The following is a 13,323-nucleotide window of genomic DNA, read 5'->3' as shown; positions in this document are numbered from 1 at the left end:
CGTCAGACGTGGGCGACGGTGCGGGCGGTGTCGTCCGGCTGCTCCTGCGGGGCGGCGGCGGCATGGGTGTGGCGCATGAAGTCGAGGCGCAGCAGGTCCTCGTTGACGGCCGCGGGGGCGAGATGGACGTACTGACCGCCGTCGGTGAAGACCAGCCCGAGCGTCACCCAGCGCTGGAGGAGGGCATGGACGGCGGGCTCGTCGACGGTGTGGTCCGGCAGCCGCGCGGCGAGTTTGCGGGTCAGGGCGGCGGGGGCGTGCGGCTGGTCCAGGAGGCGGAAGGCCGCGGTCTCCAGGGGGTCGGTGAGTTCCCTCACGCCCCAGTCGAAGGCGCGCCGGCGGCTGACCAGCACGATGCGGTCGCCGAGGTCGGCGTGGGTGAGCCGGGCGTCCGCATGGTGTTTCTTCCAGGCGCCGAGGGCCTCGTTGAGCGCGGTGACCGTGGGCTCGGTGATGCCGCGTTCGGGTGCCTCGAAGACGTAGGCCAGATCAAGCAGTTCGGACTCCGGCAGGTCGTAGGTGAAGCGGTAGTGCTCCTCGGGGCGCAGTCCGGTGAAGCCGAGTTCGGGCCGGTTGAAGTAGGGGCTGAAGCGTTCGATGGCGATGCGGGCGGACAGGTCGACCGGCGGGTTGAGGTGTTCCAGGGCCGGTATCTGGGCGATGACGGGTTCGTAGTCGGCGGCGGTCTCGCCGGGGAAGCCGTGGAGGTAGTTCCAGGAGACGGAGAGTCCGGTCTCGGCTCCGTCGCGCAGCATCCGGACGTTCTGACAGCCGCTCACGCCCTTGTCCATCAGGTCGAGCACCCGGCTGTTCAGGCTCTCGATGCCGGGCTGGACGTAGATCATTCCGGCCTCGGCGAGGGTGCGCAGCTGGGCCCGGCGCATATTGGCCTTGATCTCGATGTGCATCCGCAGGTCGTAGCCGCTGTCGATGATGCGGGGCAGGACGGTGGTGAGGTAGCCCATGTCGAGGATGTTGTCGACGAGGTACATGTCCAGCACCCGGTGGCGGCGGGCCAGGTCCATGATCTCGTCATAGAAGGTGTCGGGGCTCTTGCTGCGGAACTGCATGAAGGAGCCGTTGAGGCCGCAGAAGGTGCAGTGGTGCTTCTCGCCCCACCAGCAGCCGCGGGCCCCCTCGACGACGAGCTTGGGCTCCACCCAGTTGCGCGCCACGGACGACGCCAGCCGCTCGAAGTAGCCGCTGTAGTCGGGCGGGAGGATGGTGGCGGGCGGCAGCGGGCTGGTGCTCATCGGGTTGGCCGTGCTGGTGCCGTCGGGCTGCCGGTGGCAGAGCCCGGGGACGGCGGACAGCTCGGTGCCCTCGTCGAGGGCGGTCAGCAGCTGCGGGAAGGCGGCCTCGCCCTCGCCGCGGACCACGAAGTCCAGGAAGGCGAAGTTGCGGTGCGCGGCGGCGCCCTGCTCGGCGTCGCAGTTGGCGCCGCCCATGACGGTCTTGATGTGCGGGGCGAGGCGTTTGACGTACTTGGCGGCGGCCAGCGCGGCGGTGTTCTGCTGGAAGGTGGAGGTGAAGCCGACGACATCGGGGCCGGCCGCGACGATCCGCTCGGCGATCTCCTGGACGAACTCCGGTACCACGCGGTGCAGTTCATGGGACATCCGCAGTCGTTCCGCGCGCAGTTTGCCACGCATGGAGGTGGCGAACTCCTCCGCGCGCCACTCGGGATCGTCGTAGAGGGCGGAGGAGAACACCCAGTCGCCGCAGCCCATGAAGTACGAGGAGAGCGCATAGAACTGGTAGTCCTCCCCGGTGAAGGTGCAGCGCCGGGTGATCCAGTCGGTGAACTCCAGGTTGGCGTGCAGGACCTCGGCGTGCCCGGAGGTGCGCTCGTCGACGCTGCGCCGCAGGATTCCGAGGGCGAGCGAGGGCAGATCGATCGGGGACCAGGGCATGTTGACCAGCAGGACGCGCATAGCGGCTCCACGTGCGGCGGCGGATGGGGCGGGAGACGGCCGGCGGCCGGCCGGTGCGGTGCACGGGTCCGGCCGGCCCGGGTGGCGCCGGGCCGGCCGGGGAGGTCAGTCCTCCTCGGTGTCCTCGGCGGTGCGGAACGGCACGGTCACCGTGATGCCGATGCCCGGCCGGCGGTTCTCCTCGTCACCCTCGAGCGGGTCGTTGTGGATGATGTCCTTCTGCATGACTGTGCTCCTCTTCTGGCGAATTACGGAACGTGCGTCGTGCACTCCGGGGCACCCGATGGTGCGGTGTCCCCGAAGACCCCGTCCGCTGCGGAACGGGGAGTTCGACGGGCCGCGGGGGCGCGGCGCAGATGCCGGTCCAGGAAGCCCATGGCGCGCCGCAGTACGGCGACATGGTGGGCGCCCGTGTATCCGTCGTGGCCGGTCTCCAGCCACTCGGACTCGTGCGGCACTCCGGCCTCCCGCAGGGCCGTGAGATAGCCGCGTACCTGGCCGGGCGGGCATTTGGCATCGAGGGTGGCGGCGATCACCAGCAGCGGGGCGCGGACCCCGGCGACGTGGTGGAGGGGTGAGCTCCGGGCGTAGCGTTCGGGCACCTCGTCGGGGGTGCCGCCGAACAGCCGCTCGTCCAGGGCCCGCAGCGCGGGGGTGCCGGTACGGTGCGCCGCCGCGCAGTCGGCGACCGGTTTGACGGCGACCCCCGCCTGCCACAGGTCCGGCCGGGTACCGAGCGCCAGCAGCGTCAGATAGCCGCCCCAGGAGGTGCCCCACAGACCGATCGCGTCCTCGCGGGCCAGGCCGCGGCGCAACAGATCGGTACGGACCGCGGCGAGGTCGGCGACCTGGGTGAGCCCGACGCCCTCGCGGTAGGCGGCGCGCCAGCGGGGCCCGTATCCGGTGGAGCCGCGGTAGTTGACCCGGGCGACCGCGAATCCGGAGGCGACCAGGGAGTGCACCTCCGGGTCGTAGGCGTCCCGGTCGTGGTCGGCGGGGCCGCCGTGCACCAGGAACACCAGCGGGGGCCGCCGGCCGGCGTCGGCGGCGTCCGGCTCGCTGAGCAGGGTGTGCACGGGCCCGTCCGGACCGGGGGTCCACAGTTCGCGGTGCCGGCCGGGGGCCCGGGCGGGCAGCGTGGCGAGCGCCGGGAGCCGGGTGCCCGCGGTGGAGCGCATCTGCGGCGGGGTGGCCGTATCGGTCCAGAGGCAGTGCACGTCGTCACCGGGGCGGGGGGCGGCGTCGAGCAGGGTGCCGGGCGGGGAGGGCACCGGGGTCAGGGTGCGCCGGTCGAGGTCGGCGGCGGCGAGGGTGGAGCGGCCGTGGCGGTCCTGGCGGACGAGGACCCGGCGCCCTTCGGGGTACCAGCGTGCGGTGATCTCGGTGTCGAAGCGGCACCAGTCCTGGGCCCGCAGGCCCGCGCCGGGCCGCCAGGTGGCCAGCCGGTAGTGGTCGTCGACCTCCTGGACCAGCAGCAGTTCGGTGCCTGCCGGGGACGGTGCGAAGCCGAGCGACCACAGGCGGCCGCTGCGTCCGGACAGTGTGTCGAGCGGTGCCCCGGAGCAGGTGAGGAGGGTGACCGCCCGTTCGGAGCCGGCCGTTCCCGTCAGCGCCAGCAGCCCGCCGGACGGTGAGATGCCCGCCAGCAGCGCATGACCGTCGACGGTGTGCACCGCCCTGGCCGGGCCGCCCGCTCTGCCGAGGTGAATGGTCATGCCGTGGCCGTCGCCGAGGCCGATGGCCACCGTCCCGGCGTGGCTGACGGCGAGTCCGTGCGGCAGGCCCGGGGGCAGGCCGCTCAGACCGGGCCGGCGCGGTCCGCCGTCGAACTCCTGGAAGTACCACCGGCCGGTGCCGCGCCGGTCCTCGGCGAACCACCACACCCGGGCGTCGGCGTCGAGGGCGCAGTGCAGGGTGCCGTCCGGGCTGTCGGTGACCTGGCGTGCGGTGCCGGTGGCGGCGTCCCAGGTGAAGATCTCGCAGCGGCCGCCGGCGTCCGCGGCCAGGGCCATCCGGGCCGGGTCGCGCGGGCAGACCTCGGGGAGCGCCGGCCGGTAGACCCGGAAGCCGGTGACGGTGGGCGGGGCCGCGGCGGGGCGCGGCGCGTGCGGGCTCATACGGGCTCCTCCCCCGGGCCGCGGGTGTGTGCCGGTGCCGACCGGGTCGCGTGGAGCGCGAGCACGGCCAGCAGGGCGGCGCAGCCGACGAGGGTGGCGCCGGGTCCGGCCCGGTCGGCGGCCAGCCCGGCGAGGGCCGGTGCCAGTGCCGCGGCCGCGCCGGACACGGTGGCCAGGACGGTGCCGGTGCGCGCCTGGAGTCCGGGCGGCGTCACCTGGATGATGCGGGCCTGGAGTGCCACCGTGGCCAGCGGCGTGAGCAGGCACAACAGACCGAAGAGCAGGCCGAATTGCCAGGCCTCGCGGGCCACGGCCAGCGCCGCGGCGGGCGGCACCAGCAGCCAGGACACCGCCACCAGCACGCGCGCCGGGGCGCGCCGGCCGGCCAGCCGGGGGGCGAGCAGCGCACCGGCCAGTCCGGCCGCCCCGGCGAGCGCGAGGACAAGTCCCAGCCCGGCGGCGCCGCGGCCGTGGTCCTGCAGGGCGAAGACCGTCGTGTAATACAGCGCGACGAGCAGCGCGTTGACGGCCGAGATCCACCCGAGCGCCAGCCGCAGGAAGGGGTCCCGGCGGATCAGGGCCACCCCCGCTCCGGCTTCCGCGGACAGCGCGCGCCAGGTCCGGCGGGGGCCGCCGGCCGGCGGCCGCTGGTCCCGGGGCGGGGACAACTCGGTGCGCAGGGCCCGGATGCAGAGCGCCGCGACGGCGTACGAGAGGGCGTCGGCGAGGAACGGCAGCCAGCGTCCGGCCTGGAAGAGCAGGCCGCCGAGGGCGGGCCCGAGGACCAGGGCGCCCCGCTCCCCCGCTTGTAATCGCGCCAGCACCCGTCGGTGCTCCGAGGCGGGACACACCAGGGCGACGGTGCCGAGCGACGCCGCCTCGTAGCAGGACGTCGCGGCCCGCTCGACGAGAACGGCGCCGATGAGCACGGCCATCGGGACCGCACCGGACCGGACGGCCAGCGCGACGCCGGTCATCGCGGCGGCGGACACCAACGCGGCACCCACCATCACCTGTTTGCGCGCCCCGCGGTCGGCGGGCACCGCGGCGACCGGGCCGAGGAGCAGGGTGGCGGCCGCGCCGAGCCCGGCGACGGCCCCGACCTCGGCCGGTGTCCGGCCCAGGCTCAGCAGCAACAGCGGCAGGACGAGTCCGGAGGTCTGGCTGCCCAGCGCGTCACAGGTGCCCGCCCACCAGACCAGCCGCATGTCGCGGCGTACTCGGGGCAGCGGAACGGCGGCCGCCGCCACCGGGGCGGGCCCCGTCACCGGACACGGCCCGGGGCCGGTCTCGCACCGCCGGGGCCGAAAGCGACGCGGCTGTCCGCCGGAGCGGTCCGTGCTGACGCCGGGGGTAAGCCGTGCGGTGAGTCATCCGCCGGGGGTGCCGATGTGCGCCGTTCCATGCGAAGCCACCTCATATCCGTGGGCCGCCCACGAAGACGGCCTCACCAAAAGGTCAACTTGCGGAGGAAATGTGTCCGAAGTGTGCCGGAGCTTAACCAGACGGTGACACAGGCCACAAGGTGTCGGAGAGGAACACCTTCCGTCCGCCGACCGCCCGCCCCCGACGGTCGGCGGGCACCGGCCGCAGCGGCCGCCCCGTACCCCAGGACCGGGTCGCGCGGGAGAGCACGCGAGAGCACCGCCGGGCGGCGGCGGCGCCACCGCCGGCCCGCTCACTACTCACGGCGGTGTACGCGGGCGAGGAGCAGGACGGTGTCGTCGGCCGGGGAGCTCGGCACCAGGCGGGCCAGGATACGGTCGGCAGCGGCCTCCAACGAGCCGGGGATCCGGGCGAGTTCCTCGTGGAGCGCGTGCAGACCCTCGTCGATGTCGTGGCCCCGCGCCTCGATGAGGCCGTCGGTGTACAGGGCGAGGACGGCGTCGTCGGGCAGGTGGGCCTCCGCCGTACGGAAGGCGCTGCCGCCGACCCCGAGCGGCACTCCCAGCACGTCGTCGAGGAGTTCGACCCGGCCGTCGGGGTGCCGGACGAGGGGCGGCGGATGCCCGGCGCTGGCGAGCCGGGCGCGCCCCGTGGTGGGGTCGTAGCGGATGTAGAGGCAGGTCGCGAGCTCGATGCCGGCCTCCTGGGCGCACTGGTCGAGTTCGCCGAGCAGCGCGGCCGGTTCCTGGTCGTGCCGGGCCAGCGCCTTGGCCGTGATCCGCAGCCGGCCCATCGCCGCGGCGGCCGAGACACCGTGCCCCATCACGTCGCCGACGACCAGGGCGACCCGGTGGTCGGGCAGCGCGATCACGTCGTACCAGTCGCCGCCGACCTCGGTGACGCGGCTGCCGGGCAGATAGCGGTGCGCGAGGTGCAGATAGGGGCTGGGCGCCAGGAAGCTGGGCAGCAGGGCCCGTTGGAGGGTGAGCGCGATGTCCCGCTCCCGGCTGTACAGCCGTGCGTTGTCCAGGCACAGCGCGGCACGGGAGGCCAGCTCGCCGGCCAGGCTGAGGTCCTGCTCGGTGAAGGGGGTCCGGCGGGCGGACCGGCCGAAGATGGCCAGGCCCTGGACCGTTCCCCGGGCGATGAGCGGGGCGAGGAGGAGCGTGCTCAGCCCGCTGTCGGCCATCAGCCGGGCGCGCGAGGCGTCGAGCACCGTCCGCGCCAGGAAGTCGTCGTTCACCGGCACACAGACCGGGCGGCCGGACCGCAGCATCTGGTGGATGGCCGAACCCGGTGGATAGTGCACCACTTTCCGCCCGCTGACCAGCTCCGTCGCGGGCGCGGGCAGCACCGTGCCGGAGGCGATGCGGCGGGTGTCCACGGGCAGCGCCGGATCGAACACCTCGCTCTCGCTGCGCCAGTCCACGAGCTCGACGACGGCTCCGTCACAGAAGTCCGGTACCGCGGCGTCGACCAGTTCCTGGGCGGTGACCTCCACGTCCAGGGTGGTGCCGATGCGGGCCGTGGCGCGGTCCAGCAGGGCCAGCCGCTGGCGGCTGGCGGTGGCCTCCACCACGGCCTGCTCCTGGTCGGTCACGTCCACCAGCAGCCCGCCGACGCCGGAGCGGCTGCCGACGGCCTGGGTGAGCGGGAAGAAGCTCACCGACAGCACCGTGTCCCGGTCCGGGTGGCCCCGGGTGCGCATTCCCACCCGGACGCCCCGGACGGTCCTGCCCTCGGTGGCGACGGAGCGCAGCATGCGCTCGTACTCCCCGTCGTCCGAGGTGATCATGATGTCGGCGAGGCGGCGCCCGAGGTGTTCCTCGATGGGCAGTCCGTTCATGTCGGCGAGTGCCTGGTTGAGGTGGCGGTAGCGCAGCTCCTCGTCGAGCATCACCAGGCCGATGGGGCAGGTCGCGAAGAGGGCGTCGAGGAAGGCGAGGTTGGTCTTGACCCGGTCCAGTTCGTCGCCCCGGCTCGCCAGGGCCATCACCACCGTGCGGCCCGCCTCGCCGGTCACCGGGAAGACCCGGAATCCGCAGTCGAAGTCCGTGCCGTCCCGGTGGGTGACGCGCTGGCGGCCGCGCCAGTAGCCCTCGGTGCGGCCGCGCTCGGCCATGCGGGCGCAGACGTCGGCGCCGCCGCCGGCGGACCCGCGGAACAGGAGTGCGCCGGGCCGCGTCAGCGCCTCGGCGGCGCGGTAGCCGAACAGGTCGTGGGCGCCCGGTCCCCAGTAGCAGATCCGGTTGTCGTCATCGATGCCGCACACGGCCACGGCCACGTGTTCCAGCAACGACCCGGGCTCGGACCAGAGCGGACCGCGGGCCTTCGCGAAGCTCGGCCGATCTGAGGGCACCGGCTTTCCTTCCCGGCCGCCGCACAGGGAGGCTGGTCCACTCTGCGCGGCGGAGCGGCTCTCTCAATTCTGCGCCCGTCCCCCGCGTACGGACACCTCGGCCCGCGTGGGGGCCCGCCGGGGTGCCGGGGCCGCCGCTCACCGCCGGGCACCCATTGAGGACAAAGCTACGCAAAAGACTGTAAAGCCATACAAAGCGGGCGTAGGCTGACCGCGACGCCGCAGTGCACCGCGAGCGAGCGATGGAGGCGTCGCATGACCGACCCTTACGGCTTCCTCAAGACCCCCCGCCGGCCGGTCGCGGGCCGCCCCGTCCAGGAGCGGCTGCACGACTGGCACGAGGTCTACGCGGGGCAGGCGCTGCTGCCGCTCATCTCGGAGCAGGCAGGGCGGTGCATGGACTGCGGCATACCGTTCTGCCACAGCGGCTGCCCGCTGGGGAACCTCATACCCGAGTGGAACGCGTACGCGCGGGCGGGCGACTGGCGGGCCGCGGCCGAGCGGCTGCACGCGACGAACAACTTCCCCGAGTTCACCGGGCGGCTGTGCCCGGCGCCGTGCGAGGACGCCTGTGTCCTGGCCCTCAACGCCGACCCCGTGACGATCAAGAACGTCGAGCAGGCCATCGCCGACGAGAGCTGGGAGCGCGGATTCACCGCGCCGCATCCGCCGCAGCGGCTCAGCGGAAAGACCGTGGCCGTCATCGGCTCGGGGCCCGCGGGACTCGCAGCGGCCCAGCAGCTCACGCGGATCGGGCACACCGTCGCGGTGTATGAGCGCGCCGACCGCATCGGCGGGCTGCTGCGCTACGGCATCCCCGAGTTCAAGCTGGAGAAGTGGCATCTGGAGCGGCGCCTCGCGCAGATGCGGGCGGAGGGCACCAAGTTCCGCACCGGCGTGGCCATCGGCCCCGATCTCGACGCCACCGAACTGCGGAAACGGTATGACGCGGTGGTCGTCGCCGTCGGTGCCACGGAGCGGCGCGAGCTGCCCGTCCCGGGCCGTGAACTGCGCGGCATCCATCAGGCCATGGAGTATCTGACGCTCGCCAACCGTGTCCGGGAGGGCGACTTCGCCTCGCCGCCGCTCACCGCCGAGGGCAGGCATGTGGTGATCGTCGGTGGCGGGGACACCGGCTCGGACTGTCTGGGCACCGCGCTGCGGCAGGGCGCGGCCTCGGTGGTGCAGCTCGACATCAACCCGGAGCCGGGCGACGACCGGCCGGACGCCGAGCCCTGGCCCGTCTACCCGAAGGTGTACCGGATCTCGCACGCCCACGAGGAGGCCCGCGGCAGGGCGGGCACCGATCCCCGGCTCTTCGCCTCCGCCACCCTCCGCTTCGAAGGGGATGCGTCCGGCCGGGTGCGCGCACTGCATCTGACGGAGGTGGAACCCACGGCGCGAAGGCCGCGGCCGGACACCGAGCGGGAGATCCCGGCGGAACTGGTGCTGCTCGCCCTGGGTTTCTCCGGTCCCGAACGCGGCGGCGGACTGATGCGCCAGCTCGGGCTCACGCTGGACGGCCGGGGGAATTTCGCCCGGGACGCCGGTTTCGCGGCCGAGGCGGCGCAGCACGACGCGTGGCCCGTCCGCAGCAGGACGGACGGGGTGTTCGTCGCGGGTGACGCGGGGCGCGGCCAGTCGCTGGTGGTCTGGGCCATCGCGGAGGGCCGGTCCGCCGCGGCGGCCACCGACCGCTATCTCACCGGATCCAGCGAACTCCCCTCCCCCGTCTCCGCCGAGGACCGGCCACTGGTGGCGTGAGGGGCCCGGCCCGGGGCGCGCCGGAGAAGCGGGCGCCGGGAGACCGACGGCTCCCACCCCGGTGCACGGCTACGGGGAGTGAGAGACGATCAGGTGGATTCCGTAGCCGCCGAGGGCCGCGCAGAGCGCGAAGCAGAGCATCGCGGTGGCCATCGCCAGCGGCTGCGCCACGCTGCCGCGTCCGGCCGTGTCCATCCGCAGCCTGCGGGAACGGACCAGCGCGATGATCCCGAGCGAGAAGACCACCACGAGCAGGGTGACGACAACCAGGCTGACGACGCAGACCTCGACGAGACCGTGCCAGTCGATGTGCATGTGCTTACGCCTCCTTCTGTGCTGCCGCGACGGGGTTTCGTGCCGCCCCGGGGGGCGCCGGGCGTGCTCCCGGCCGCGCGGACCGGCCGCCGGTGTCACGGTCACGCCATGAGGTCGTCGGGCTGGTCCTGCTGCGCCTCGGGGACGTCATTGACGTTCTTCGCGTGCACGGGGTGGCGTCGGGACAGTGCGTACATCCCGCCGACCGCGGCCAGGGCCACCCCCGCCGCCAGCACGAGACCGGTGGTGCCGTGCCCGGCCAGCCACGCCGAACTGCCTCCGACCGCGGCGGCGGCCGGCAGCGTGAGGACCCAGGACACCGCGATCCGGCCGGCGATCCCCCACCGGATCTCGGCCAGCTTCCGGCCCAGGCCCGCGCCGAGGATGCCGCCCGCACACACCTGCGTGGTCGACAGCGGGAACCCCATGTGCGAGGACGTCAGGATGACGGTGGTGGCCGTGGTCTCCGCGGTGAACCCCTGGGGCGACTGGATTTCTGTGAGCCCCCTGCCCATGGTCCGGATGATCCGCCAGCCGCCCGCATACGTGCCCAGCGAGATCGCCAGCCCCGCGCTGAGGATCACCCACCACGGCGGTCCCGCGCCCTGGCCCAGCACATCGGCGGAGATCAGGGCCAGCGTGATCACACCCATGGTCTTCTGCGCGTCGTTCGTCCCGTGCGCCAGTGCGACCAGCGAGGCGGAGCCGATCTGCCCCGTCCGGTACGCGCGGGTCACGGGCCCCTTCGGCGCATGACGGGTGATCACATAGGCGAGGTACGTCGCCAGCAGGGCCGCCACACACGCCAGGGCCGGAGAGATCAGGGCGGGGAGCACGATCTTCTCCACCACCTCCCCGAAGTGGACCGCGCCGGCGCCCGCCGCGACCCACACCGCCCCGATCAGCCCGCCGAACAGCGCATGCGAGGAACTCGACGGCAGTCCGGCGAGCCAGGTGAGCATGTTCCACAGGATCGCCCCGAGCAGCCCGGCGAAGATCATCGTGAGACTGACCTTGCTGTCGTTCACGATCCCGCCGGAGATCGTCTTGGCGACGGTGGTGGACAAGAACGCGCCCGCCAGGTTGAGGACGCCCGCGATCAGCACGGCGACCCGCGGAGCCAGTGCCCCGGTGGCGATGGAGGTGGCCATCGAGTTGGCCGTGTCATGGAACCCGTTGGTGAAGTCGAAGGCGAGCGCCGTGACGATCACCGCAATGAGCAGGAGCGAGACGCCACCCACCGATACCTCCAGTCCAGAAACGCACATTCCGGACAGGCGACGTTACAGTAAGTAACGGCTGGGGAGCGCCCAGCCTCGCCGTGGGGCGGCGGCCGACCACTGCATCAGCCGTCATGATCCCGGCCCGCGCCGGGGCACGCCGCACCCCGTCGGGCCGCGTACCCGAACGGGAAGCCGATGGGCCCGACCGGGGTGTCCGGCCGGGCCCATCGGCTTGCGGGGCGTCAGTTCAGATCATGACGCGGGATCAGTGACCGCCCTCGTCGACGACGGCGACCTCCTCGATGTTCTGCTCGATCGCCTCCTGCGACACCGCGGTGCTGCGGGCCCAGTAGTAGATCCCCAGGGCGAACACCGTGACGATCGCCATGTCCCACCACAGCGGGATGGTGCCCTGGCCGCCGAAGCCGCCCAGCCAGGAGACCAGACCCATGCCGAGCAGGTACACCGGAAGCCACTGGGCGGCCTTCCAGTCCAGGCGCGGGGCGTTCGGCAGCTGCTTCTTCGTCGCGTACCAGGCGTAGCTGCCGAGCAGCACATACCCGAGGATGATCGCCCAGCCGAGGCGCTGGAGGGTCTCCCAGCCGGCCCAGTAGATGATCAGGCTCGCGACGATGAAGGACAGCGGCGAGATCACGTTGCCGCCGGGCAGGCGGTAGGGACGCGCGTGGTTCGGCAGCCGGTTGCGGAACACCCCGAAGGCCAGCGGGGCGCCGGCGTACATCAGCACGCTCGCCGAGGTGATGAAGGAGACCAGCTCCTGCCAGCTGGGGAACGGCAGGAAGCAGATCACGCCGGTCACGAACGAGATGATCAGGCCGAACCACGGCACGCCGCGGCCGTCGGTCTTCTCGAAGAGCCGGGGCGCATAGCCGTTCTTGCTCAGGCCGTAGGAGATGCGCGAGGTCGAGGTGGTGTAGATCAGGCCGGTGCCACCGGGAGAGATGATCGCGTCCGCGTACAGCACCCAGCCCAGCCAGCCCAGGCCCACGACGGTGGCCAGACCGGCCCACGGGCCGCTGATGCCGGCGTAGTTCAGCTTGGCCCAGCCGTGCATGAAGGACGCCACCGGCAGGGCACCGATGTAGACGACCTGGAGCAGGATGTAGATGACCGCACCGATCAGGACCGACCCGATCGTGGCGCGCGGCAGGTCACGCTTGGGGTTGCGGCTCTCGCCCGCCAGCTGGATGGCCTGCTCGAAGCCGAGCAGCGCGAAGATGATGCCGCTGGTGCTGATGGCGCTGAGCACGCCCTTGGCGCCGAACGGCGCGAAGCCGTGCGAGGTGAAGTTGTGCGGGTGGAAGTTGGTGGCCGCGATGACGAAGATCGCCCCGAGCGGTACCGCGATCTTCCACCAGGTCGCCGCACTGTTGGTGTGCGCCAGCACCTTCACGCCGAGGAAGTTCACCGCGACGAAGATCGCCATCAGGAAGACGGCGACGATGAAGCCGCTCGTGGTAAGTGTCCCGTTCGCGTGCAGGAAGCCCTGGGCCCAGGACCAGTGACCGGCGTAACCGATCATGGCCTCGACCTCGATGGGGGCCACCGTCGCCGCCTGGAGCCAGGAGAACCAGCCGAACGACATACCGGCCAGACCGCCGAAGGCGTAGTGCGGGTAGCGCGCCGTGCCGCCGGCCACCGGGAAGAGGCCGCCGAGCTCGGCGTGCACCAGTGCCAGCAGGACGATGGCGACCGCACCGATACACCAGGAGATCAGCGCCGCCGGGCCTGCCACCACTACGGCCTTCTGAGCTCCGTACAGCCAGCCGGATCCGATGATGGAACCGACCGACGCCCACATCAGCCCGATGAGTCCCACATCCCGGCGAAGGGAGCCGGATTCACGTGGCCTGACGGGAGCGATCTCGTCAACGCTTGCCATAAGAGGCCTTTCAAGACAGGACTGGCTCAAAATTTGCCTCAGAGTAGGGAGCATTCAGAGCCCTGCAAAGAGTCATTGGCTGAATAGTTATATTCCAAGACGTTCCTTTGGAAAGTCATTACCTAACGCTCGACTCGACACTGTGGACATTCCGAGGAATGTACGCAGGGGCAGGCTCAGCGGGCCGCTTTTGTAGCCCTCAGCAACGGACCGGTCACCGATCCGACCCCCGCCGCCACCCCCATTTGAGGAAATCTTGAGCTTTCTCCGCGGGGCATTGCCGTAACCCGGAAAAGCCCTGCTCCAGCGGCTGGGAATTCCA

8 protein-coding genes are annotated in these 13,323 nt (G+C 72.2%); 1 reads left to right on the top strand and 7 read right to left on the bottom strand.

Annotated features, from left to right (window positions below):
- Positions 1-2 precede the first annotated feature (2 nt).
- From OIU81_RS33725 to OIU81_RS33710, 4 genes are all read right to left on the bottom strand, one after another.
- Entirely contained in the window at positions 3-1,934 is a 1,932-nt protein-coding gene (locus OIU81_RS33725; protein ID WP_329153947.1) for a RiPP maturation radical SAM C-methyltransferase, read from the bottom strand.
- A 248-nt stretch (positions 1,935-2,182) separates the two neighbouring features.
- Entirely contained in the window at positions 2,183-4,051 is a 1,869-nt protein-coding gene (locus tag OIU81_RS33720) for a S9 family peptidase (protein ID WP_329153945.1), read from the bottom strand.
- Entirely contained in the window at positions 4,048-5,319 is a 1,272-nt protein-coding gene (locus OIU81_RS33715) for an MFS transporter (protein WP_329153943.1), read from the bottom strand. The genes OIU81_RS33720 and OIU81_RS33715 overlap by 4 nt, the downstream gene beginning before the upstream one ends.
- A gap of 413 nt (positions 5,320-5,732) precedes the next feature.
- A complete protein-coding gene (locus OIU81_RS33710) occupies positions 5,733-7,796 on the bottom strand; it encodes a SpoIIE family protein phosphatase (RefSeq protein WP_329153941.1) in 2,064 nt (687 codons plus the stop codon).
- Positions 7,797-8,051: 255 nt separating this feature from the next.
- On the opposite strand from OIU81_RS33710, the gene OIU81_RS33705 reads away from it, so the two are divergent.
- Entirely contained in the window at positions 8,052-9,560 is a 1,509-nt protein-coding gene (locus OIU81_RS33705; RefSeq protein WP_329153939.1) for a glutamate synthase subunit beta, read from the top strand.
- Between the two features lie 69 nt (positions 9,561-9,629).
- Here the strand turns inward: OIU81_RS33705 and OIU81_RS33700 are convergent, their stop codons facing one another.
- From OIU81_RS33700 to OIU81_RS33690, 3 genes are all read right to left on the bottom strand, one after another.
- Positions 9,630-9,875, bottom strand: coding sequence for a hypothetical protein (locus OIU81_RS33700; protein WP_329153937.1), 246 nt, complete (start codon positions 9,873-9,875; stop codon positions 9,630-9,632).
- A 101-nt stretch (positions 9,876-9,976) separates the two neighbouring features.
- Complete coding sequence (locus tag OIU81_RS33695; protein WP_443074087.1) at positions 9,977-11,143, bottom strand: inorganic phosphate transporter; 1,167 nt, start codon at positions 11,141-11,143, stop codon at positions 9,977-9,979.
- Positions 11,144-11,363: 220 nt separating this feature from the next.
- Positions 11,364-13,001 carry an APC family permease gene (locus OIU81_RS33690; protein ID WP_329153935.1) on the bottom strand — a complete coding sequence of 546 codons (1,638 nt, stop codon included), beginning with the start codon at positions 12,999-13,001 and terminating at the stop codon, positions 11,364-11,366.
- Positions 13,002-13,323 lie beyond the last annotated feature (322 nt).

The organism is Streptomyces sp. NBC_01454, assembly GCF_036227565.1.
Lineage (GTDB): Bacteria > Actinomycetota > Actinomycetes > Streptomycetales > Streptomycetaceae > Streptomyces.
This window is presented reverse-complemented; position numbering and strand designations above follow the sequence as displayed.